The following is a 22,988-nucleotide window of genomic DNA, read 5'->3' as shown; positions in this document are numbered from 1 at the left end:
ATGTATCTGGTGTGTGGTGAAGCGCTGTTTGATTTCTTCAGCGAGGAGGATGCCAGCGGGCAGGCCGCCAAGCTCAATTACAAGGCGATTGCCGGTGGCTCGCCATTCAACGTGGCGGTGGGTTTGCGCCGCCTGGGGATCGAGTCCGGGTTTTTCGCCGGCCTGTCCACCGATTACCTTGGACGGCGCTTGCAGCAAGTACTGAAAGACGAAGGCATCAGCGAACGCTTTCTGGTGGAGTTCGACGCACCGACCACCCTGGCGATGGTCGCCGTAGGTGCCAACGGCTCGCCGCAGTACAGCTTTCGCGGCGAAGGCTGCGCCGACCGGCAATTGCAACTGACGCACCTGCCGCCTCTGGGCGATGAGATTCGCGGGCTGCACGTGGGCTCGTTTTCGTTGGTGGTACAACCCGTTGGTGACACGCTGCTGAGCCTGGTCAAGCGTGAAAGCGGCAAGCGCCTGATCAGCCTCGACCCCAACGTGCGCCTTAACCCGCAGCCCGATATCCACCTGTGGCGCGCACGCGTCGCAGAGCTGGTGCAACACGCCGACCTGATCAAGGTCAGCGACGAAGACCTGCACCTGCTCTACCCCGACCAAGCACCAGAAAGCGTGCTGCAAGGCTGGCTGCAACACCGTTGCCAATTGGTGTTCCTCACCCGTGGCGGCGACGGCGCGTCGGTGTTCAGCCGTCAGCATGGCACCTGGTCGCAACCTGCGGTCAAGGTGGTGATGGCCGATACGGTGGGCGCTGGTGATACCTTCCAGGCGGCGTTGATTGCATGGCTGACGGAACAGCAGTTGGACTCGGTTGACGGGCTGCAAAACCTGAGCCGCGAGCAGATCGACGCCATGCTGGGTTTCGCGATTCGGGCTGCCGCCCTGACCTGCGGCAAGACCGGCCCAGACCTGCCCTATCGTCACCAATTGGGTTGAGCCGAGCGGCCAAAAACTCAAAGTGCCATCACGCAGGCCACGTATTCCGTGGCCTGCGCGTCATGTACCAAAAAATTGCACTACTGAAAAACTGTGCTAAACCCAAAAACAGGAGCAGTTAATACAACAAACCTAGGACACACCCATGCAAAAGCCCAGTGGTTTCTCGACCCGGGCCGTTTTAGCTGTCGGCCTCATCTCATTGCAGTACATGACCCCTCAACCCTCCCACGCCGCCTGCGTTCTCACCCCGGGAACCGGTAACGATACCTATACGTGCGACAACGGCAGCAGTCCCGGCTTGACCGATCTTTCCGGGGATAACAGCCTGACGCTCTCCAAGGGCGGCACCATTGATGGCAACGTCACCTTTGGTGCTGGAATGGATAGGACGCAAATCCTCGACGGCGTGGTCACCGGCGTAGTGCAGCAAGGTCCCGGTATCGATGATTTCCTGATGAAAGGCGGACAGATCCAGGCTTTGTTCCAGGGCGATGGCCTCGACACCTTCGAAATGAGCGGCGGCACCATCGTCGACGCGTTTGAAGACGGCGATGTGGCCTACCAGAGCGGTGGCAGCATTGGCCGCGTCAATATGAAACTGGACAAGAATTTCTATTACATGTCCGGTGGCACCATCGTGAACAACCTGGTGACCGGCTTTGATATCGACACGATCGACATTTCCGGCGGTACCATCGGTGGCAATATCAGCACCAGCGGCGGTGATGACAGCATCACCGTCAGGGGCGGCGTGATCAATGGCGAGATTCGCGCCAGCGTCGGCAACGATACGTTCCAATGGCTGGGTGGCGGCCAGATCAACTCGGCGGTATTGATGGGTGATGGCGACGACACCGCCCTGCTGCAAGGCTTGAGTGAAAGCACACTGACCCACACACCCTCTATCGATGCTGGCCTGGGCAACGATCAACTGACCTTCGATACTACGACGTCCAGCACCGCCAGCCGCTACGTTGGCTGGGAGACCGTCAACCTCACCAACAAATCGCGCCTGGACCTGGTCGGGGACTTTTTCTCAGGTGACAGTGACAGCAAAACCGGCATCTTCAACATAGACGGCAGCAGTACCCTGGCCGTGACCCAAGGCAGCATCCGCCCCTACACCGCCGGGCAACGGGTGACGCTCAATAACGCCGGCACGATCGACATGACCGCTGACAACAGCGCGACCAGCGTGTTGACGGTGCATGGCAACTACGTAGGCAACAACGGCCAGTTGCATCTGCAAACCGTACTCGGCGATGAAAACTCTGCCACCGACAAACTGGTGGTGACCGACGGCAGCATCAGCGGCCACACGCAATTGGCCGTCAGCAACCTCGGCGGTATCGGTGGGCTTACCCGCAATGACGGAATCGAGGTGGTCCAGGCGCTTAACGGTGCGGTCAGCAGCCCCGATGCGTTCGCTTTGAACGGCACGGTATCCGCGGGGGCCTATCAGTACTTCCTATTCCACGGCGGCACCACCGCGGGCAAGGAACACAACTGGTACCTGCGATCCTCGGTGGTCGCGGTGCAACCGCCAGCCGTGGTGACGCCGACGCCGCCGGTGACGCCCGCTGTGCCCGTAGCGCCCATTCCGGCAAATCCGCCAGCAGTCGACCCGGACGAACCGCCTGTCGAACCCCCGACCGCGCAACCGGTAGCGCCGGTCGAGCCCCCTGCGCCAGCACCCAACCAGGTTGCGGCGGCCCACTCACCGCAGTCCGCGGCGAGCAACCCGCCATTGCCGACCGCTATCCCCGGTGCCAAGCCGATTCCGTTGTATCGCCCGGAAGTGCCGATCTATTCAGTGGACATCCCGGCGGCGCAGGTCATGACGCTGCAAGCCCTCGGCACCTTTCATGAACGCCAGGGCGAACAAAGCCTACTGACCGAGACCGGTGCAGTGCCAGCAGGTTGGGGCCGCGCCTACGGCAGTGACTTCAACAAAAGCTGGTCGGGCACGGTGGCGCCCAGTTTCGACGGCACGTCCAGGGGCTATCAAGTGGGTCATGATCTCTACGCCGCCCAAACCAGTGGCGGGCAGACGCAACGCTTTGGTCTGTTTATCGGCCAGAGTCGCCTGCGCGGCGACGTCAAAGGGTTTGCGCTGGGCTGGCAAAACCATCGTTCCGGGCGAGTCAAACTCGACGGCGACAATGTCGGCGCCTACTGGACCCTCACCGATCCCACGGGCTGGTACGTCGACCTGGTTGCCATGGGCACGCGCCTGGACGGCGACAACAAGTCCGACCGAGGCGTGAAGATGGGCACCAAGGGCCACGCCCTGGCGTTATCCGCCGAGGCCGGCTACCCGATCACGCTGTCCGAGCATTGGGTCGTGGAGCCACAGGCGCAGGTGATCGGCCAGAAGATCGACCTGGATAGCCAGCACGATGGTATTTCCAAAGTCTCGTTTGACTCTCAGGAGTACTGGACCGGCCGCCTCGGCGCACGCCTCAAGGGCCGCTATCTGGTCAGCAACACACCGGTGGAGCCGTACCTGCGAGCCAATGTCTGGCACACCTTCGGCGGTAGCGACACGGTGACGTACGACGAGGTCGACCGGATCAAAAGCGATCACAAGTCATCCACGGCAGATATTGGCGTGGGTGCTGTGGCCCAATTGTCATCCGCGGTCAGCGCCTATGTGGAGGGCAAATATGGAACCGGGCTGGACGACAATAATTTTGAGGGCGCCAGCGGTAGTATCGGCGTGAGAGTGAGCTGGTAAAGCTGAAGTCTTGTCAGCGTTGGGCCTGGCACATACCAGGCCCACGGTCTCAATTGACCCTCAAGCGATCAACTAGTGATAACCGCGCCCGCCTGCTCGTTGCAGGACCGGTGCGTGGTGGTGCCTGAGGTCCTCACGCAACCCGGTGATCAGGTTGCAAATGGCTCGACTGCTGTCGAGTTTGTCAGCGTTTATACCTTTGACTTCCAAATCCACCCGGTCACGGTCGCGCTCGTCGTAGACCCTGATGGTCAACGACGCATCCTCGGCTTTGGTGCACTCGCACCGTTTAGGCAGGAAACTTCCTTCAATAATGCTGCGAAGCTCTAGTTCTGAAAGCATGGCTAACCTCTCCTTTTTTGAGACTGCCAACATGTATATGTCACCGACAGGCACTTGCCTGCCACGTCTTGCCAACCTTGGAAGACGCTTTCAATCAGTAAGCCTACTCGGCAAAAACCGCTGTGGTTGTAACCTTTCCTCATAAGCAAGCCGCTTGCTCATATTAAACAAAACGCTCTTTTTGGCATCATCGTCGAACTACATCGATTAAACGTTTAACCCGCAGCATGGGGGACAGGCGTTTATGTGGAAATCCGTTTTTCGGCAACATATCGCAACCAATCAGCCCACCACCGTTCAGCCGACGGAGGTTTGCGATAAACATACGAAACATATACGATTCGTATATCAATTAAACACAGTGAACCTCATGGGCATCGTCAAGATTACCGATCAACTGCACGAACAACTGCGCCTGGCCAGCGCCGCCATGGACCGCTCCATCAACGCCCAGGCCGAGTTCTGGATCAAGATCGGCCTGCTCGCCGAACTCAACCCGCACCTGCCTTACAACGAGCTGATCAACAAGCTGTTGCTGGACAAACCCGACCTGATCCGGGGGCGCAGTTGATGATCAAGACGCCCGCACAGTTGGCCGTAATGCGTGAAGCCGGGCGCCTGTTGGCGCAAGTCTTCGACATGCTCGACGGCTTCGTCGCCGCCGGCCGCTCTACCCTGGAGCTGGACAGCACCGTCGAAGCCTTCATCCGCAATGACCTCAAGGCCCGCCCTGCCAGCCTGGGGCAGTACGACTACCCCTTCTGCATCAACACCTCGATCAACGAGGTGGTGTGCCACGGCATGCCCAGCGCCAAGCAGTTTCTCAAGGACGGCGACATCATCAACATCGACATCACCCTGGAAAAAGGCGGCTTCATCGCCGACTCCAGCAAGATGTACATGATCGGCAACGTGACGCCCAAGGCCAGGCGTCTGGTGGACATGACCTTTGAGGCGATGTGGGCCGGTATCCGCCAGGTCAAGCCCGGCGCGCGCCTGGGCGATATCGGCCATGCGATCCAGAGCCACGCGCAAGCCAACGGCTACAGCGTGGTGCGCGAATACTGCGGCCACGGCATCGGCCGGCAAATGCACGAAGAGCCGCAAATCCTGCACTTCGGCCGGCCTGGCACCGGCCTGGAACTGCGCGAGGGCATGGTGTTTACCATCGAACCGATGCTTAACCAGGGCAGCGCCAAAACTCGCAGCCTGAAAGACGGCTGGACGGTGGTCACCAAGGACAACAGCCTCTCGGCGCAATGGGAACATACCGTGGCGGTGACGGCGGATGGGTTTGAAGTGCTGACCTTGCAAACCCCTCACACCCTTCACACCCTTCACACCCTTCACACCCTGTAGGAGCGAGCTTGCTCGCGAAGCCCTCAAGGACTACGCGTTAAACCAGGCTCCCCACTTTTTCGTTGACGTTTTTCGCGAGCGAGCTCGCTCCTACAGTGGCCTTGGCTTCGAGCTCGCGCACCAGCGGCAATACACGCTGGCCGAAATACTCCACTTCTTCCTGGAAGTGCAGAAAGCCTGCAAGCACCAAGTCCACCCCCACGGCCTTGAGTGCGACGATGCGCTCGGCGATCTGCTGCGGTGTGCCGATCAGGTTGGTCTTGAAGCCATCGTTGTATTGCACCAGGTCCTCAAAGCTGGACTTGGCCCAGTTGCCCTCGCCCTCCGGTGACGCCTTGCCTGCTTGCCTGGCCGCGTCACCAAAGGCATTGACCGCTTCCGGGTCGGCTTGGTCGATGATCTGCGCCAGCACCGCACGTGCCTCCTCCTCCGTGTCGCGGGCGATCACAAAGGCGTTCACCCCCACCTTCACCGAGTGGTGGTTGGCAGCGGCCTTGGCGCGGATATCATCGACCTGGGCCTTGACGCCTTCGGGCGTGTTGCCGTTGGTGAAATACCAATCCGACACCCGCGCCGCCATATCCCGCGCCGCCCGCGAACTGCCGCCCTGGAAAATCTCCGGCTGGCCCACGGGCTTGGGCTTGAGGGTGTAATGGTTGAAGCGATAGAAATCGCCCTTGAAGGTGAAATCGTCCTGGGTCCAGATGCCTTTGAGGGCACGAATAAACTCTTCGGAACGCCGATAGCGCTCATCATGCTCCAGCCAATGCTCGCCAATGGCCTGGAACTCGCCCTTGAACCAGCCACTGACGATATTCACCGCAATACGGCCATTGGTGAGTTGGTCGATAGTCGCCAATTGCTTGGCCGCCAACGCCGGTTGCCACGGCCCGGGCAGAATCGCCGCGATGACCTTGAGGCTGGTGGTTGCCGCGAGCAACGCATGGCTGAACGCCACGGACTCATGCTGGTTCTCGGCGCCATAGCCTGCGGTAAAGCGAATCTGCGTCAAGCCATACTCAAAGCCCACCGCCTCCGCCAGCTGCGCCAGCTTGCGGTTGTACTCGATGCCCCAGTGGGTGCGCTGTTCAATCTTACTGACGACCAACCCACCGCTGACGTTGGGTACCCAATAGGCAAATTTCACGGCTTGCTGACTCATCGGACGGTACCTCGCACAAGGGATGTACAAGGGCTTAGGCAGCAAGCGTGCCAGGGGCAGGCAAATGCCCGTAGCGTGGGGGTTACCGCGCAAAAAGGATGATTGAAGCGCTGGCTTGCCAGTGTCTGGGATCGCAGTGATTTGTGGATCTGCTGTTGCTCAAGCAACAGTTGCGACCGGCGCCGCCAAACGTACCCACGATGCGAAGCGAGTCGCTCTTGATCTTGCTCTTGATCTGCTTTTGATCTCAGGCGCCCCGTTAAACCACGCTGGCCGTAATCCGCCAGGGATTTGGGGGGTAAACCGGCAGGGATGCCGGTTTAGCCGCCCCGCGCCATGGATGGCGCGTGGCGGCGGCCCCCCAAATCACTGGCGGATTACGGGCACACCGAGCCCAAGCGAGGTGCCGAGTGGTGGGGCAAGAGCGTTTTGCTTACTTTTGCGCTTTTCAAAAGTGAGCCGCCGTCAGGGCGGAACCCTAAGTGGCCGTTACCGCAGCAATGGATATGTACCCAATCCAACTGTGTCGCCTGTCAGGCCGCCTTCGCGAGCAAGCCCGCTCCCACAAGTTTAACCGCAGGGTGTCAGGTAGATAGGTGTCGACTGGCAGGCCGTCATCGCAGGCAAGCCAGCTCCCACAGTTGGATCGGGGCGTGTCAAGCAGAACACTCAGAACGCCAACTTGTACCCCACCGCCATCAACATCACCGCCAGGCACGGCCGCAATACCCCATCGGGAATCTTACCCGTCATATGGCTGCCCACATAGATCCCCGGCAACGACCCCATCAGCAAAAACCCCAGCAAATGCCAATCCATATTCCCCATGCTGGCATGGCCCAGGCCCGCCACCAAGGTCAGGGGCACCGCATGGGCGATCTCAGTGCCAACCAGGCGCCGCGTGGCCAGGAACGGGTACAGAATAAACAACGCCACCGTGCCCAGAGCGCCAGCGCCGATCGAGGTCAGCGCCACCATGGTGCCGAGGATCGCACCTGTCACGACAGTGAGCATATTCAGATTGCGCGGGCGCAGATGATAGGAATCGCCAGCATGACGTTGGGCAAAAGCCAACAAGCTTTTCTTGAACAGGATCGCCAGGGCGGTCAGCAGCAATACCACGCCCAGGGCCTGCTTGATCACCGCATTCATCGCACTGGGGTCGGTGTGCAAGCTGGCCAGGAACCATAACGTCAGCAACACCGCCGGCACGCTGCCAAGGGTAAGCCAGCCGGTAATGGTCCAGTCGATATTCTTGTTCTTGCTGTGCACCAGCACACCACCGGACTTGGTAATCGCGGCGTACAGCAGGTCGGTGCCCACCGCAGTAGCTGGGTTGATGCCAAACCACAGCAGGATCGGGGTCATCAGCGAACCGCCGCCCACCCCCGTCATGCCCACGATAAAACCCACGATCAGGCCGGCAACCACGAAACCAATATTACCTACATCCATTCCAGCTACCCGCGGCCTTATAAATTTCTGGCCGCAGGATAGCGATTTTTCTTATAACCACTTATACCGATGCGATCTGAGTTTATGCTTTTTTGGAAATCTTCACTTTTTTTGCAAAGCACTGCATCCAATGGGCGGGGCTGGGCCGTAGTCATCAACGTAACCCTGCTGTTCTACCCAATGGAGAAACACCATGAACGCTAAAACACTGCTGTGCTTGACCGGCCTGCTCATCGCCGCGCCATCGGCGTTTGCCCAGGCGGGCCTGCCAGACAGCATCAAGGTGCCGGATGGCCACAAGCTGGCAATGCAAACCACCGGGGTCGGCGAAATCACCTATGAATGCCGCGACAAGGCCAACGCTGCCGGCCAGACCGAGTGGACCTTCGTCGGCCCCAAAGCCGTGTTGAACGACCGTAACGGCCAGCAGGTCGGCACCTACTTCGGCCCACCCGCCACCTGGCAGGCCAAGGACGGCTCGACCATCACCGGCACGCAATTGGCCGTGGCGCCGTCGAGCCCGGGTAACCTGCCCTATCAACTGGTCAAGGCCAACCCGGCCGAGGGCAAAGGTGCGATGAGCGGCGTGACGTATATCCAGCGGGTTGCGCTCAAAGGCGGGGTCGCTCCCGCTACGCCCTGCACCACGGCGAACAAAGGCGCCAAGGAAGTGGTGAAATACCAGGCGGATTACCTCTTCTGGGCCGCCAACTGAGCAAACTCAGCTACGCTGGCCAGGTAGGCGCGAGCAACCTTGCGCCTACCACGCGTAGACGTCTCCTCAGTGGCAGGAATTCTGGTTTGGCTGAAATCATCTTTGATTACGAAGTGTGCCTGTTAGCCTGCGCCCGCGGCGATCAACGCGCCCTGCACCAGCTCTATGAGCAGGACAGCAGCCGCTTGCTCGGTGTGGCACTGCGCATTACCCGCAACAAGGCCCTGGCCGAGGACATTGTGCATGACGCCTTTATCAAGATCTGGCACGGCGCGCGCAGTTTCGACCCCCTACGAGGCTCCGCACGCGGTTGGGTGTTCAGCGTGACCCGCCACCTGGCCCTGGACGTTGTACGCAGCGCCGGGCGTGACGTGCCGCTGGACGATCAGTACGAACCGCTGGCAGAGCCTGCCCAGGCCATCGAGTTTGCCGCACGCTCCGGGCAGATCCACCAATGCCTGGAACGGCTCGACCCGACGCGACGCACCTGCATCCTGCACGCCTATGTGGACGGTTACTCCCACAGCGAAATCGCGCAAAAGCTCAGTACCCCGTTAGGCACAGTCAAAGCCTGGATCAAACGCAGCCTCGCCGCGTTGCGCGAGTGCATGGCATGAACGACAACCTGGATGAACTGGCCAGCGAATACGTGCTGGGGACCCTGCCCGCCGAACAGCGCGCTGAGGTTCAACAACGCCTGGCCCATGATGCGCCGCTGCGCGCAGCGGTGGATGCCTGGGAGCAGCGTCTGTTGCCTCTGGTGGCGCTGGCACAACCGGTGCCGCCTTCGGCACAGCTGTGGCGGCGCATTGAACGCCACATCAAAGCCCCCGAAACGAGCGTGCCGTGGTGGAACCTGCTGGCGTTCTGGCGCGGGCTTTCCGCTGCCGGGCTGATGGCAAGCGTGGTGCTGGCGGCTTTATTACTGACGCGCCCGCCCCTGCCCGCACCCAGCTTCGTGGTGGTGCTGATGGCGCCACAAAGCCAGGCACCGGGCTGGGTGGTGCAGGCCAGTGATAATCAGCAGATCCAGTTGATTCCGCTAGGGGTGATGGAGATTCCCGCTGACAAAGCCCTGGAGTTCTGGACCAAGGGCGATGGCTGGCAGGGTCCCGTCTCCCTGGGCCTGGTCAAACCTGGGCAGACCTTGTCGATACCCCTGGACAAGCTGCCACCGCTGGCGCCGAACCAGTTGTTTGAACTGACGCTGGAAGGGCCCAATGGCTCGCCCACTGGCAAACCCACCGGGCCGATCCACGGGATTGGCCGCGCAGTCAAAGTGCTTTGATCACAAAAGGTTAGGCAGCCACACACGAAACCGCGCCCCGCCCAGGGGCGACGCCAGGGCCGTCAAGGTGCCGCCCTGGGCCTCCAGGGCGCGCCGGCTGATCGCCAGGCCCAGGCCAAAGCCGCCGGTGGCGCGGTCGCGGCTACGGTCCAGGCGGTAGAACGGCTCGAAGATGCGCTCACGCTGGTCCGCCGGTATGCCAATGCCATCATCGTCCACCCAGATTTCACAGCCTTTGGGGCATACACGCACGCCCACCTGGATGCGCTTGTCGCAGTAGCGCGTCGCGTTGCGCAGCAGGTTCTGCAAGGCTCGGGCGGTAAGGCGCGGGTCAAGGCTGAAGCGCTCCACGGCGCAATCGAGCACCACATCGATGACGATGTCGGGGTTTTCCAGCTCATCGTCGACGCTGCCCAACACGCTGTCGATAAACTCATCGAGCGCCACCTCTACCCGCTCCGGCAACTGCGCCGGGTTTTGCAGGCGGCTGTAAGACAGCAATTCCAGCACCAGTTCATCCAGCTCCCGAATATGCGCCACCAGGCTTTGCAAGCGCTCGCGGCTGGCCGCGGGCATGTCTTCGGAAAGCGCCAGGGCCAGGCCGAAATCCAGGCGGGTGAGCGGCGTGCGCAGTTCATGAGAGACCGCATTGAGCAAGTCGCGCTGCTGGTTCAAGAGACGTTCGATATCGTCGGCCATGGTGTCGAACACCGCCGCCAGGCCGCCGATGCTGGAGCTGGGTGCGAGCCCCGTACGCGCCTCCAGATGGCCCTTGCCCAATAGCGCGGCGGTACTTTTCAAACGCTCCAGGTCACGCCAATGCGGACGCAGCCACACCAGCAAACACGCCAGCAAGGCGGCGCCGACCAGCACGTTCATCGACCAGTACAGCAGGTTCATGTCCAGCGGGTCTGGCGGCACAGTCAACTTGACTGCGAACTGCTGGTTGATCGGCGAGCTGATTTCTTCCATCCAGCCCCATTCGCCCAGGCGGATCACTGGCTTGCCTTGCTCCAGTAGCTGTTCTTCCTCAGGGGTATAGCGGGCATCCTGGCGCAGCAACAATTGCACCTTCAGCGGTGCAAAATCGTGGCTCAATTGGTCGGTCACCTGGGACCAGCGCTCCACCGGCGCCCGCTGGTACTGCTTGACCATCAGCTTTTGCAGGCCACGGGACTGTTCGATGTTGTAGTCCATGTAACGGTGTTCGAACAGCTGGATCACCAGCTTGGGAATCAGGTAAATCGCCGCACTGTAAGTGACGATGGTGATCAGGTAGAGGCGCAGCAGTACGCGAAACATGCTTCAGCATTCCCACTCGGAACGGCTGAACAGGTACCCCTTGCCCCACACCGTCTTGATCTTGCGCGCCTCGCCCGCATGGTCGTCGAACTTGCGCCGCAGCTTGGAGATGGCCACGTCCACCGAACGGTCGGTGCCGTTGAACTCGATACCGCGCAGGCGTTGCAGGATCTGATCGCGGCTGAGCACTTCGCCGGCATGCCGGGCCAGCACCACCAGCAGGTTGTACTCACCGCTGGACAGCTCCACCGCCTGCTCGCGCCAGGTCACGGTGCGCTCGGACAAATCGATGCAGAGGTTGCCCATGACGATCTGGTCGCTGGCCACCTGGGGTTCGGACAGGCTGCTGCGCCGCAGCAATGTGCGCACCCGGGCCAGCAATACGCGCGGTTCGCAGGGTTTGGTCACGTAGTCGTCGGCGCCCATCTCAAGGCCCAGCACCTGGTCGTGGCTGTCATCGCGGGCGGTCAGCATCAGGATCGGCAGGCCCGCCGAATCGGCGCGCAGCAAGCGGCACACCTGCAGGCCGTCGAGGCCCGGCAGCATCAGGTCGAGGATCACCAGGTCCGGTGGGTTCAGGCGTGCGCGTTCACGGACATGGTCGCCACGGCTGAGCACGCTGACGTGGTAGCCGTTGCGTTCCAGGTAGCTGGCAATCAGCTCGGAGAGTGCGGCGTCGTCTTCCACCAGGAGGATGTTGGGCATGGTGTTTCCAAATAATGCGGTTTGTTGGTGTGTTGCAGGATTGTGCAAGGATATACGCCCCCGGCGCCCTGCGCGCCGTACCTTACACTTCTTCACAGACCCGCTACACAGCTTCACAGCACCACGGCGCAGGTGCCCCTAGGATGCGCCAGTCAATATTGGGATAAGAGCATGTCGAAGAATCTATTTGCGCCGTTTTGCCTGTTGGCCCTCACACTGGCGCTGAGCGCGTGTGGTCAGTCGGCAGACGAGGCGCCACAAATGCCCCTGGCCAAAGTGCGGATCGAAACCCTGCAGGCCAAACCCCTCTCTATTACCAGCGAACTGAGCGGGCGCATCGCCGCACCGCGTATCGCCGAAGTCCGCGCGCGGGTCGCCGGGGTGGTCATGCAGCGGGTGTTTAACGAAGGCCACGACGTCAAGCAAGGCGACGTGTTGTTCCGTATTGACCCGGCGCCGTTCAAGGCCGACCTGGACAGTGCCCAGGCCAACCTGAGCAAGGCCGAAGCCAATGCGTTCCAGGCGCGCCTGCAAGAACAGCGCTACAGCCAATTGGTCGAAGGCAACGCCATCAGCGGCCAGGAGTACGACAACGCCCGCGCCGCCTTGCGCCAAACCAACGCCGAAGTCGCCGCCAACAAGGCCGCCGTCGAGCGTGCCAAGCTGAATTTGGGCTATGCCACCGTAACCGCGCCGATTTCGGGGCGCATCGGCCGCGCCCTGGTGACCGAAGGCGCACTGGTCGGCCAGAACGAAGCCACGCCGCTGGCGATTATTCAGCAACTGGACCCGATCCACGCCGACCTCACCCAGTCCACCCGTGAGCTGAACGACCTACGCCGTGCGTTTCGTGCCGGCAGCCTGAAGCAGGTCGGCCAGGACCAGGCCAAGGCTACCTTGATCCAGGACGACGGCAGCCAGTACCCGTTGCCAGGCAAATTGCTCTTCGCTGACATCAGCGTCGACCCGGGCACCGGGCAGATCATCCTGCGCAGCGAGTTCCCCAACCCGGACCTCGACCTGCTGCCGGGCAGCTTCGTGCGGGTGCGCGTGGAACAGGCCGTCGACAAGCAAGGCCTCAGCGTGCCGCAACGCGCCATTACCCGTGACAGCGCCGGTATCCCGATGGTGTTGCTGCTGGATGCCGAGCAGACGGTCAGCCAGCAACCGGTGGAACTGGGCGCGGTGATCGACAATCGCTGGATCGTCACCAGTGGCCTCAAGCCCGGCGACCGCATCATCGTCGAGGGCCTGCAACATGCGCGCCCCGGTGAAAAAGTTGAAGTGGACGACAGCCCACTCGTAAAGGAATAACCCGTCATGCCGCAGTTCTTTATTGACCGCCCGATCTTCGCCTGGGTGGTGGCTTTGTTCATCCTGCTGGCCGGTGCGCTGGCCATCCCGCAGTTGCCGGTGGCCCAGTACCCCAACGTCGCGCCGCCCAAGGTGGAAATCTACGCGGTGTACCCTGGCGCCTCGGCCCAGACCCTGGATGAGAGCGTGGTCAGCCTGATCGAGCAGGAGCTCAACGGCGCCGATCACCTGCTGTATTTCGAATCCCAGAGCAGCCTGGGCTCGGCGACCATTACCGCCACGTTCCAGCCGGGTACCAACCCGGAAATGGCCCAGGTGGATGTGCAAAACCGCCTCAAGGCCGTGGAGCCGCGCCTGCCGCAAGCGGTGACCCAGCAGGGCTTGCAGGTGGAGAAAGTCTCCGCCGGCTTCCTGCTGCTGGTCACCCTGACCTCCAACGACGGCAAGCTCGACGACGTAGCGCTCAGCGATTACCTGGCGCGCAACGTGATGAACGAGCTCAAGCGCCTGGACGGCGTCGGCAAGGCCCAGTTGTACGGGGCCGAACGCGCCATGCGTATCTGGATTGACCCGCAGAAGCTGATCGGTTTCAACCTCACGCCGGCCGACGTCAACGCCGCGATCAGCGCCCAGAACGCCCAGGTCTCTGCGGGCAGCATCGGTGACCTGCCGGGTACCCACACCCAGGAAATCACCGCAGCGGTGCTGGTCAAGGGGCAACTCTCCACCCCGGCCGAATTCGCCGACATCGTGCTCAAGGCCAACCCCGACGGCTCCACCGTGCGCATCGGCGATGTGGCGCGGGTGGAAGTCGGCAGCCAGGAGTACCAGTTCTCCACCCGCCTGAACGGCAAGCCGTCCACCGCCGTCAGCGTGCAACTGTCTCCCGGCGCTAATGCCTTGAGTACCGCCACGCTGGTGCGGGCGAAAATGGACGAGTTGTCGCGCTACTTCCCGGCCAATGTGGAATACAAGATTCCCTACGACACCTCGCCCTTCGTCAAGGTCTCGATCACCAAGGTGGTCTACACCTTGCTGGAGGCGATGGCGCTGGTGTTTGCGGTAATGTTCCTGTTCCTGCAGAACGTGCGCTACACCTTGATTCCTACGCTGGTAGTGCCGATTGCGCTGATGGGCACCTTCGCCACCATGTTGCTGCTGGGTTTCTCGATCAACGTGCTGACCATGTTTGGCATGGTATTGGCCATCGGTATCCTGGTGGACGATGCCATCGTGGTGGTGGAAAACGTCGAGCGGATCATGGCCACCGAGGGCCTGTCGCCCAAGGACGCGACGAAGAAAGCCATGGGCCAGATCACCGGGGCCATCATCGGTATCACCCTGGTGCTGGTGGCGGTGTTCCTGCCGATGGCCTTCATGCCGGGTTCGGTGGGCGTGATCTACCAGCAGTTCTCGCTGTCGATGGCCACCTCGATCCTGTTCTCGGCGTTCCTGGCCCTGACCTTGACCCCGGCCCTGTGCGCCACCTTGCTCAAGCCGATTGCCAAGGGCGAGCACCATGCCAAGGGTGGTTTCTTTGGCTGGTTCAACCAGCGCTTTGACCAACTCACCAATCGTTATGAAGGTTGGGTGGCCTATGCCCTCAAGCGCAGCGGCCGCTACTTGCTGATCTACCTCGTCTTGCTGGTGGGCATGGGCCTGTTGTTCAGCCGCCTGCCCTCCTCGTTCCTGCCGGTGGAAGACCAGGGCTACACCATCACGGATATCCAGTTGCCGCCGGGCGCCAGCAAGAACCGTACGGTGCAGGTGGCCGAGCAGATCGAGGCACACAACGCCGAAGAGCCTGGGGTGGGTGATACCACCATGATCATGGGTTTCAGCTTTTCCGGTTCTGGGCAAAACGCGGCGCTGGCGTTTACCACGCTCAAGGATTGGTCGGAACGTGGCAGTGATGACTCCGCGTCCTCAATTGCTGATCGCGCCAACATGGCCTTCAGCGAACTCAAGGACGCGATTGCCTACGCCGTTCTGCCGCCACCGGTAGACGGCCTGGGCACGTCCAGTGGTTTCGAGTTCCGTTTGCAGGATCGTGGTGGCGTCGGCCACGCCGGGTTGATGGCCGCGCGTACCGAATTGCTGGACGCTGCAGCGAAAAGCCCGATCCTGGCCAACGTGCGCGAAAGCGCCCTGGCCGAAGCGCCGCAAGTGCAGCTGGAAGTGGACCGCAAGCAGGCCAACGCCTTGGGCGTTTCGTTTGCCGACGTGGGCAACGTGCTGTCCTCCGCTATCGGTTCGGCGTATATCAACGACTTCCCCAACCAGGGCCGCATGCAGCGCGTGGTGGTGCAGGCCGAAGGCGACCAGCGCAGCCAGGTGGCCGACCTGATGAAGATCCACGTGCGCAACAACGCCGGGAAGATGGTGCCGCTGTCGGCGTTTGTCCAAGCCAAGTGGACCCAAGGCCCGACGCAGTTGACCCGTTACAACGGCTACCCGGCCATCGCCATCAGCGGCGAAGCGGCGCCGGGGCACAGCACGGGCGAGGCCATGAACGAAATCCAGCGTTTGGTCAGCCAACTGCCCGTCGGGCTGGGCCAGGAATGGACGGGGTTGTCATTGCAGGAGCGCTTGTCCGGCTCCCAGGCACCGCTGCTGTTGGGCCTGTCGTTGCTGATCGTGTTCCTGTGCCTGGCCGCGCTGTATGAAAGCTGGTCGATCCCTACCTCAGTGTTGCTGGTGGTGCCGCTTGGGGTGCTGGGCGCGGTGTTGGCCGTGAGCTTGCGCGGGATGCCCAACGACGTGTTCTTCAAGGTTGGCTTGATCACCATCATCGGCCTGTCGGCGAAGAACGCGATCCTGATCATCGAGTTCGCCAAGGACCTGTATGACCAGGGCGAGGACTTGATCGACGCCACCTTGAAGGCGGCGCGGTTGCGGTTGCGGCCGATCATCATGACGTCCCTGGCATTTATCCTCGGCGTGGTGCCCTTGGCAATTGCCACCGGGGCCAGCTCGGCCAGCCAGCAGGCGATTGGTACCGGTGTGATTGGCGGGATGATCACGGCGACATTGGCGGTGGTGTTTGTGCCAGTGTTCTTCGTGGTGGTAATGAAGCTGGTGCGCAAGCGCCATAAACCAAACTGATCAACCCCGCAGCCAATGTGGTGGCTTGCAAGTTGAACCCGTCGCCGGTAACCACGATGCGAAGCGAGCCGCTCTTGATCTTGCTCTTGATCTGCTTGTGATCTTGATCTCAGGCGCCCCGTTAAACCACGCTGGCCGAACGCAGGCTTGAATCCGTGGGTAACCCGGCAGGACGCCGGGTTAGCCGTCCTGGGCCAAGGATGGCCCATGACGGCGGCCCACGGATTCAAGCCGGAGTGAGGGCACACCGAGCCCAAGCGAGGTGCCGAGTGGTGGGGCAAGAGCGTTTTGCTTACTTTGCCGCTTTTGCAAAGTGAGCCGCCGTCAGGGCGGAACCCTAAGTGGCCGTTACCTAAATAACGGATATGTACCCGGTCCAACTGTGTTGACTGCCAGGCCGCCTTCGCGAGCAAGCCCGCTCCCACAGTTGGATCGCGGGGTGCCAGGTAAATAGGCGTCAGCTGAAAGGCCGTCATCGCAGGCAAGCCAGCTCCCACAGGGTTATTGATTGCATTCATGATCAGGTACACCCGAATAAGCTATGGTGCTCAAACATAGTTATCTGTGAGCCGCCATGCCCTTCCTCGCCCGCACCCACCCTCGCCTCTCATCCGCCGCCGTACTGGGCCTGGCCGTCGGCCTCCTGGTGCCGGCCAACACCCTCGCCAGCAAAATCCTGATCGGCTGGAACGTCGGCGTCTGGACCTACCTGGTACTGATGCTGTGGCTCACCATTCGTGCCAAGGCCCCGGACGTCAAGCGCATCGCCGAAATCGAAGACGAGAACGCCGGCCTGGTGCTGTTCATGGTATGTATCGCCGCCATCGCCAGTTTGGCGACCATCACCTTCGAACTGGTGGGTAGCAAAGACCTTGCCACCTCGGAACGCCTGCTGCACTACGGTTTCACCGGGCTGACAGTCATCGGTTCGTGGTTGCTGATCGGAGTGATTTTCAGCGTGCATTATGCGCGCCTTTATTACACCTGGGACGGCAAGGAACCGGCGCTGCGTTTTGCCGAGGGACTGACGACGCCCAACTACTGGGACTTCCTGTATTTCTCGTTCACCATCAGCGTGGCGGTGCAGACTTCGGATGTGGGTGTGGCCACGCGAAGCATGCGCAAGGTGGTGCTGGGGCAGTCGTTGATCGGGTTTCTGTTCAATACAGCGATCCTGGGATTCTCGATCAATATTGCGGCAGGACTCTTCGGTTAAGCGATACACCCTCTTGCTGAGCACTTGCTTAAGCCTAAAAGAAATAACGAACCGACCTATTGAACTGTCATATCTGACAGTAGATTTATTCAAGAAAACGCGTCTAATTGAAACCAAGGTACGGTGGCTGATTCGAGGACAGTTGTCGATAAAGCCAGGCACCGTTCCGTGTTTTGACCTATTCATCAAAGATGGAGACGCAATCATGCCAGCACCAACTGCAACGCCGACGTCCCACCAACAGAGCGTATTGTTCCCCAGGGCACTTGAGGCAGAGGGAACCTTCTCGGTGTTCCTGGATGGCCAGAGCATCGAGATCAAAACCATCAATATTGTGAATGACCCCTTCCAACGCATTCTGGGTATTACCGGGCGCAACACCGAGGGCCAGGATACAGTGCGGGAAATCTATATTCAGTTTGCGGATCATACGCCGGCCGGCACCACGTTCAATTTGGCGCAGAGTGAATTCACCTCCACCAGAATTTGGCTATCGGTCAAGACACCGGACAAACCCTATGCCGTTCGCGGCATTGTCGGCACCTTGTCCATTCAAAAAATCTTCCCGCACCTTATCAAGGTACAAGGCGCCGCTGTTGCTACCACCGATACCGACGCGAACGGACAGATACACGACTTGATCATTAACTTCGACATTCACACCTGAACCAGCAAACAAAAAAAGCCCGTATCTAGCGATACGGGCTTTTTCCTAATCGGGATTTACCAGGTGTAACGAACACCCACGTTGGCACCCCAAGGCTGTTCAACTTTGCCGCCGCTGCTGTGTTCAAGGTCAGCATGCAGTTGCAGGTTCTTCGACAGCTTCACCGCCACCCCCGCACCGAACTCGGCACGCGAGCCAGATAGGTCGTTGTTGAATACATTGTTGTTCACCGACACCTTATTGTTGTTGGCAAACTCGTGCACCATTGCCGCCCGCAGGTAGGGCTGGACCACGCTGCCACTGTCGAGTTGGATATCACGGCCAACCGTTGCACCGGCCTTGGCCATGATCGAGCGAGTACGCTCACCCTTGGCTTGCAGGCCATTGTCCAGGTTGTAATTGGCACCCTGGATCACCACGGTCGACACCTGGGCATACGGCTCAACAAAGAAGCCGTCATCGAGCTTGATATTGCGACCGAACTCTGCCGACAAACCACCACCGGTGTTGTTGTACTTGCCTTTCGACGTGGTGCCGTCGCTCAAACCGACCTTGGACTCGTTGTGGAACCGGTTGACCTTGGCGACCGCATCGAAATACAGGCCACTCTCCTCGTCCAGCCAGGTGGCATAAGCGCCCAGGTAGTAGCTTTTCACGTTACCGGATGTACCGCGTTTGAGGTTCAGGTCAGACGTGCTGTGACCAGCCATCACACCCACCAACCACTGGCTATCGGCCAGCGGCATGTCGGCGCCCAGGGTAAAGCCCTGCTGGGTCTGGTCGTAGCCCGTGCTGTCAGACACTTTGTATTTGTTGCCATACCCGCGTATCCACAGACCCGACTGGCCAGGTTCAAAGCGCAATTCACCCATACGGGTACGCAGTGAAGTTGCCTCGCCGTACCACACGGTAGGTGCAGTATTGAACAGCGCCATGACTGAACGCGTACCAGGGCTGATCACGCGATTGTTCGGGTCAAGGAACCAGTCGGTCCCTTCCTTTTTCAAGCCGTAGGAGTAGGCACCTACGTCGACCGCATCGCCCACCAGGGAGAAATGGGCGTCGCCGCCACCAGTGTGCACGATGCGAATGTCTTCAGGGTTGACCGGCTCCGCACCGCTAGCAGTGAGCAACAGGCTGTGATTGCCCTTGGCCTCACCCTCGATGTTAAGAAAGTCGGTGACACCACGGGCAAAATCGGTGCCCATGACAAAGGTGCCGTTGCCTTCCAGTGTGTCCAGGCCCAACTGATAAAACGCATCAGTGGCACCAAACGTCACCGTGCCACCAGCCAGGTTCAAGGCGCCCACCTGGCTGTCACCGGTCAACTCCCAAAAAGATGCATCGCCCACGTTCAGGCTGGTGACATTTTTCAACTGGCCGGTAAGGCCGGCATTGTTCTGCAGGCTCAAATGCGCGGTGCTGCCATCCTCGACAATCACATTGCCGTTCAAACGACTGTTATCGATATTCATATTGGCGGTCGCGCCATCGTTCACTTCCAGCAGCGTGCCGTTACCACCGGTCAAGGTCGAACCATTGCGTACGTCGATGTCGACCGTCGGAACACGACCCGGCCTGCCTTCTACAAGAATCGCGGAACCCGTGCGACCTTCGACATGCGAGTTGTCCAGCACCAGCTTGCCGGTTTCAGCGCTGTTCAACAGGTTCGTCATGAGTACACCGTTCTTGCCACCGATCAATGTACTTTGGCTGGCGGTTACGAGTGCGCCGCTGTCCAGTCGAACGCCAGCACTGTCGGCACCGGTGCCTTCAACCCAGGTATTTTGGTTGAAATGCAGCTCGCTGTTACCTTGCGCAAGCGCACCGGCAGCAGCGCCTTTGATGACACTGCTGAACACTTCAGCAACCCCACCCTTAAGCGAACCGGCACTCTGAAACGCCTGCAAGCCAAAATTGGTATGGCTGATCAGGGTGCTGCCAGTGATGGTTGCGGTGCTGTCATCCAGGCGTACGGCGCCAAACGACGGGTTGCTCGACTCCACATGTGCACCAGTGAGGCTGACAGTCGAGCCTTGCGTAGCGCGGATATCATTCACACGGCTGCCGGCGTTCACGATCAACGCCGAATCATTGACCCGGATACTCTGTGCAGCGGCGCCATTAAGGGTCAGTTCGGACTTATGATCCAGTTGCCAGTCTTTGGACGCTTCACTGGCGTCAATGGTCTTTTGTTCGCCAATCAAATGATCGGCGTGGGCAGCCCCCTGAACCGCTGCAAACATAAGCAGGGTCATGGTCGGGACTTTCATAATCGCGCTCAAGGGCTTGAGCTTAAAGTGGGCGGGTACGTGCATGGTCGTTCACTCTCTGGGGTAGAGCCGATGAAAACGGTTTGGCTCGTTCCCAAGGAATGGAGCCTTACCTGTACGGCGCAGAGAGTACGGATCAAGCATCCCAAGCTATGTAGGAATTATCTTATTAAGGCGAGTGAACCGGCGGCGGTCCGGGCAGGGGGAAATACTTGCGCAAAGCAAAAAAGGGGAGCTGCGCTCCCCTATTCTTTTCAGGCTTGATCAAGGTGAAGGAATATTGGCCCCGTCGCAGAAGAAGTGGGTGTTCGCCAGCGTGCTACGTATAACCGATGGCTCACCATGGCCGGTCACTCCATTGCTCAGAACCGTTTCATAGGTCGCCACGCACGTCCCCCTCGGGGCCTGGGCCAGGTAAGGCTGGTAGTCAATTTCGAACGTGATCCCGTTGGCGATGTCTGCTGGGCTCAAGCTTGGGTGAGTAAGCGTCAACGGGAACGGCCCAGGTGGCAGGCTGGCGTGGGTATTGGTAAGGCTCAACGTCAAGGTCAGTGGCACACCGACGGCCATGCGTATATCGCCTGGCACATGAACCTTACCAAACAGCACGGGCGGAGTGCCGGGCGTCCGAGTCTCCAAGTCCGAACAGAACCAACGACCCGCGGTCGCAACCACATACTCTGCTTTCGCCAACTCCACGACGACGGCGCCCTGCACATCGACCGTGGTGGGCGGCGACTCGTTTTCGTTGGTTGTCGCCGCCGGGTCGAGGACCAGATACTTGATGGTCTTGATGTCGTTGCCATGACGGGCGACTACGTCCCAGCCAATAAAGAACGAGATCGGATTGGCCGTCGCGCTGACAGGGAACGGTCCGACCCGCTCATCCTCCCAGAGCAAGATGATCGACAACCCCGCATGCGGCAACTCTGCAACGGTCCACGGCACGATGTCCACGCGTACATCTTGATCAGCATGGGCAGGCAGCAATACGTCCGGAGTCGTCGAGCCAGCACCGAATACGTGGGCCTGGTTAAGGTTGATGTTGGGTGAACCTGGCTCCCCAGGGTTGACGGGACCGCCTACCGACAAATCGAGCATGAACGTGTGAGGGAACGAAGGGAAAAAAGTACCATTGCGGGAAATTCGATACTGCACGGTCGTCGGCTGTGGCCCAATGGCCTGGGTATAAGCGGCACGGAATGCAGCCTGCAAATTACTGAATCTCTGCGGGAACGTTGTGAATGGCAATCCCAGACCGTTGTAACCCAGGCCGCCAATATCCACTTCCAGCCGATCAAGCAAGGGGGCGTGATTGTTATACGTCCTGACCCATACTTCAGGGTTAAGCAGGTAATCCTTGATATCAATCAAGTTGTCTGTTTCACCAGGATCGGGGAAAGGTGCCAGCGGTAAATGCGGGGTTCCGCGATCCGGATCGTCGATCAACGCAACGCGCCGAGTTTCGACGTACGCAGGGCGACTGACGTTACCCGCCCGGTCTGTGAGGGTGTAGAACGCGTAGTAGTCCCCACTTACATCAATCATTGCTGCCGGTAGGAAATACGTATTGCCCGTCTCCAGCATTGGAATCCCACCGGGGGGGCTGACGATGTCCATTGGGCGCGGGAACATCACCGGGCTCCAATAGAAGGTAATGAAGTCACCGGCAGCCCACCTGCCAGGAACAGGCACGAAGGTGTTATCGGGAATATCGAACTGCACCCCGCCATGCATCACCAAATAGTTATTGTCGATCACGGCACCTGCGGGAAGCGTTGCGGGCCATCCTACTGCATTGGGCTGCTCACGAAAGGTGGCATCGGAATAGGGCGAAAGCAGGTCAACGGTAAAATTGCCAGGGTCCGAATGTTCTCCCTGCGCTGCCGGAACACCACCGATGTTGAGGTATTGAACGCTACGTAGCTGATAGAAACCATGCCGGAAACCACCTGCTGGAGCGGGTACGGTGATATTGAACCTATCAGGGATAGGGAAAGCGGAGTCCGTACTCATTTGCATCGGCGGTGTCACAGCAACCCAGACAATTAATGTTTGCGTTATGTCCGCCATTTCGACTTGGATAAAATCATCAAAATCTGAAAAGTCGCCCGTTTTGCATCGTACAGTGAGGTCGGCCGTCGCATTACTGGCCAAAATCGTCCCGGAGGTATCATCCAGTGCCCCCACAATAGTGGGAGCGGCTGGGGCTGCCCGGGGGGCCAGTGGCACATTCGGATTGCTGCTCATTTTTGATGATCTCCACGTTCGTCCAATATAGGTTTCTTACAAAAACCACTCATCCGCCGGGCTGCGTTCGACCTCCGATCTCAAGTACCAACGAACTCATTTCCCGGCAATACCTCTCCCTACCGCTTCATATGCGGCATAGCCACAACACTAAAT

18 protein-coding genes are annotated in these 22,988 nt (G+C 60.0%); 11 read left to right on the top strand and 7 right to left on the bottom strand.

What is annotated here, in order from left to right; genetic code table 11:
- Complete coding sequence (locus ACWHXD_RS13240; RefSeq protein ID WP_138762608.1) at positions 1-939, top strand: carbohydrate kinase family protein; 939 nt, start codon at positions 1-3, stop codon at positions 937-939.
- Positions 940-1,084: 145 nt separating this feature from the next.
- Positions 1,085-3,679, top strand: coding sequence for an autotransporter family protein (locus ACWHXD_RS13235; RefSeq protein WP_138762607.1), 2,595 nt, complete (start codon positions 1,085-1,087; stop codon positions 3,677-3,679).
- A 72-nt stretch (positions 3,680-3,751) separates the two neighbouring features.
- On the opposite strand, the gene ACWHXD_RS13230 is transcribed toward ACWHXD_RS13235, so the two are convergent.
- Entirely contained in the window at positions 3,752-4,021 is a 270-nt protein-coding gene (locus tag ACWHXD_RS13230) for a DUF1652 domain-containing protein (RefSeq protein WP_044273505.1), read from the bottom strand.
- 370 nt (positions 4,022-4,391) lie between these two features.
- On the opposite strand from ACWHXD_RS13230, the gene ACWHXD_RS13225 reads away from it, so the two are divergent.
- Together ACWHXD_RS13225 and map are read left to right on the top strand one after the other, a co-directional pair.
- On the top strand, positions 4,392-4,592 hold the full coding sequence (locus ACWHXD_RS13225) for a ParD-like family protein (RefSeq protein ID WP_003190946.1): 201 nt from the start codon (positions 4,392-4,394) through the stop codon (positions 4,590-4,592).
- Complete coding sequence (map, locus tag ACWHXD_RS13220) at positions 4,592-5,380, top strand: type I methionyl aminopeptidase (RefSeq protein ID WP_138762606.1); 789 nt, start codon at positions 4,592-4,594, stop codon at positions 5,378-5,380. The genes ACWHXD_RS13225 and map overlap by 1 nt, the downstream gene beginning before the upstream one ends.
- Before the next feature lie 37 nt (positions 5,381-5,417).
- On the opposite strand, the gene sfnG is transcribed toward map, so the two are convergent.
- Positions 5,418-6,542: a dimethylsulfone monooxygenase SfnG gene (sfnG, locus tag ACWHXD_RS13215; RefSeq protein WP_138762605.1), complete on the bottom strand. Its 1,125-nt coding sequence runs from the start codon at positions 6,540-6,542 to the stop codon at positions 5,418-5,420.
- Between the two features lie 669 nt (positions 6,543-7,211).
- Positions 7,212-7,997, bottom strand: coding sequence for a sulfite exporter TauE/SafE family protein (locus ACWHXD_RS13210; protein WP_138762603.1), 786 nt, complete (start codon positions 7,995-7,997; stop codon positions 7,212-7,214).
- Between the two features lie 193 nt (positions 7,998-8,190).
- Here ACWHXD_RS13210 and ACWHXD_RS13205 point away from each other — a divergent pair, with 193 nt between their 5' ends.
- From ACWHXD_RS13205 to ACWHXD_RS13195, 3 genes are all read left to right on the top strand, one after another.
- Positions 8,191-8,712: a DUF3455 domain-containing protein gene (locus tag ACWHXD_RS13205; protein WP_003190941.1), complete on the top strand. Its 522-nt coding sequence runs from the start codon at positions 8,191-8,193 to the stop codon at positions 8,710-8,712.
- Positions 8,713-8,798: 86 nt separating this feature from the next.
- Positions 8,799-9,329, top strand: coding sequence for a sigma-70 family RNA polymerase sigma factor (locus ACWHXD_RS13200; RefSeq protein ID WP_003190939.1), 531 nt, complete (start codon positions 8,799-8,801; stop codon positions 9,327-9,329).
- Positions 9,326-10,000, top strand: coding sequence for an anti-sigma factor (locus tag ACWHXD_RS13195; RefSeq protein WP_138762602.1), 675 nt, complete (start codon positions 9,326-9,328; stop codon positions 9,998-10,000). Before ACWHXD_RS13200 ends, ACWHXD_RS13195 begins: the two co-directional genes overlap by 4 nt.
- On the opposite strand, the gene ACWHXD_RS13190 is transcribed toward ACWHXD_RS13195, so the two are convergent.
- Positions 10,001-11,302, bottom strand: a complete 1,302-nt coding sequence (locus ACWHXD_RS13190; RefSeq protein WP_138762601.1) for an ATP-binding protein — start codon at positions 11,300-11,302, stop codon at positions 10,001-10,003.
- A gap of 3 nt (positions 11,303-11,305) precedes the next feature.
- Positions 11,306-12,007: a response regulator gene (locus ACWHXD_RS13185; protein WP_003190934.1), complete on the bottom strand. Its 702-nt coding sequence runs from the start codon at positions 12,005-12,007 to the stop codon at positions 11,306-11,308.
- 171 nt (positions 12,008-12,178) lie between these two features.
- Between ACWHXD_RS13185 and ACWHXD_RS13180 the strand changes: the two genes are divergently transcribed.
- From ACWHXD_RS13180 to ACWHXD_RS13165, 4 genes are all read left to right on the top strand, one after another.
- Positions 12,179-13,321, top strand: a complete 1,143-nt coding sequence (locus tag ACWHXD_RS13180) for an efflux RND transporter periplasmic adaptor subunit (RefSeq protein ID WP_047710733.1) — start codon at positions 12,179-12,181, stop codon at positions 13,319-13,321.
- A gap of 6 nt (positions 13,322-13,327) precedes the next feature.
- On the top strand, positions 13,328-16,426 hold the full coding sequence (locus tag ACWHXD_RS13175) for an efflux RND transporter permease subunit (RefSeq protein ID WP_499084091.1): 3,099 nt from the start codon (positions 13,328-13,330) through the stop codon (positions 16,424-16,426).
- A gap of 574 nt (positions 16,427-17,000) precedes the next feature.
- Complete coding sequence (locus ACWHXD_RS13170; RefSeq protein WP_138762599.1) at positions 17,001-17,642, top strand: DUF1345 domain-containing protein; 642 nt, start codon at positions 17,001-17,003, stop codon at positions 17,640-17,642.
- Between the two features lie 205 nt (positions 17,643-17,847).
- Positions 17,848-18,309 (top strand): hypothetical protein, encoded by a 462-nt coding sequence (locus ACWHXD_RS13165; protein WP_138183575.1) that lies wholly within the window; start codon positions 17,848-17,850, stop codon positions 18,307-18,309.
- A 56-nt stretch (positions 18,310-18,365) separates the two neighbouring features.
- On the opposite strand, the gene ACWHXD_RS13160 is transcribed toward ACWHXD_RS13165, so the two are convergent.
- Both ACWHXD_RS13160 and ACWHXD_RS13155 read right to left on the bottom strand, forming a co-directional pair.
- The gene (locus ACWHXD_RS13160; protein ID WP_138762598.1) at positions 18,366-20,627 is read right to left on the bottom strand and encodes an autotransporter outer membrane beta-barrel domain-containing protein; all 2,262 of its coding nucleotides are present in this window, start codon (positions 20,625-20,627) and stop codon (positions 18,366-18,368) included.
- Between the two features lie 219 nt (positions 20,628-20,846).
- Positions 20,847-22,832 carry a hypothetical protein gene (locus ACWHXD_RS13155; protein WP_138762597.1) on the bottom strand — a complete coding sequence of 662 codons (1,986 nt, stop codon included), beginning with the start codon at positions 22,830-22,832 and terminating at the stop codon, positions 20,847-20,849.
- Between the last annotated feature and the right edge of the window lie 156 nt (positions 22,833-22,988).

It is taken from the genome of Pseudomonas fjordensis (genome assembly GCF_976987115.1).
This window is presented reverse-complemented; position numbering and strand designations above follow the sequence as displayed.

Coding starts and splice junctions, on each gene's coding strand:
- ACWHXD_RS13170 (WP_138762599.1), top strand. CDS start 17,001: ATGCCCTTCCTCGCCCGCACCCACCCTCGCCTCTCATCCGCCGCCGTA.
- ACWHXD_RS13230 (WP_044273505.1), bottom strand. CDS start 4,021: ATGCTTTCAGAACTAGAGCTTCGCAGCATTATTGAAGGAAGTTTCCTG.
- ACWHXD_RS13190 (WP_138762601.1), bottom strand. CDS start 11,302: ATGTTTCGCGTACTGCTGCGCCTCTACCTGATCACCATCGTCACTTAC.
- ACWHXD_RS13225 (WP_003190946.1), top strand. CDS start 4,392: ATGGGCATCGTCAAGATTACCGATCAACTGCACGAACAACTGCGCCTG.
- ACWHXD_RS13155 (WP_138762597.1), bottom strand. CDS start 22,832: ATGAGCAGCAATCCGAATGTGCCACTGGCCCCCCGGGCAGCCCCAGCC.
- ACWHXD_RS13240 (WP_138762608.1), top strand. CDS start 1: ATGTATCTGGTGTGTGGTGAAGCGCTGTTTGATTTCTTCAGCGAGGAG.
- map (WP_138762606.1), top strand. CDS start 4,592: ATGATCAAGACGCCCGCACAGTTGGCCGTAATGCGTGAAGCCGGGCGC.
- ACWHXD_RS13185 (WP_003190934.1), bottom strand. CDS start 12,007: ATGCCCAACATCCTCCTGGTGGAAGACGACGCCGCACTCTCCGAGCTG.
- ACWHXD_RS13235 (WP_138762607.1), top strand. CDS start 1,085: ATGCAAAAGCCCAGTGGTTTCTCGACCCGGGCCGTTTTAGCTGTCGGC.
- ACWHXD_RS13210 (WP_138762603.1), bottom strand. CDS start 7,997: ATGGATGTAGGTAATATTGGTTTCGTGGTTGCCGGCCTGATCGTGGGT.
- ACWHXD_RS13180 (WP_047710733.1), top strand. CDS start 12,179: ATGTCGAAGAATCTATTTGCGCCGTTTTGCCTGTTGGCCCTCACACTG.
- ACWHXD_RS13195 (WP_138762602.1), top strand. CDS start 9,326: ATGAACGACAACCTGGATGAACTGGCCAGCGAATACGTGCTGGGGACC.
- ACWHXD_RS13205 (WP_003190941.1), top strand. CDS start 8,191: ATGAACGCTAAAACACTGCTGTGCTTGACCGGCCTGCTCATCGCCGCG.
- sfnG (WP_138762605.1), bottom strand. CDS start 6,542: ATGAGTCAGCAAGCCGTGAAATTTGCCTATTGGGTACCCAACGTCAGC.
- ACWHXD_RS13160 (WP_138762598.1), bottom strand. CDS start 20,627: ATGCACGTACCCGCCCACTTTAAGCTCAAGCCCTTGAGCGCGATTATG.
- ACWHXD_RS13165 (WP_138183575.1), top strand. CDS start 17,848: ATGCCAGCACCAACTGCAACGCCGACGTCCCACCAACAGAGCGTATTG.
- ACWHXD_RS13175 (WP_499084091.1), top strand. CDS start 13,328: ATGCCGCAGTTCTTTATTGACCGCCCGATCTTCGCCTGGGTGGTGGCT.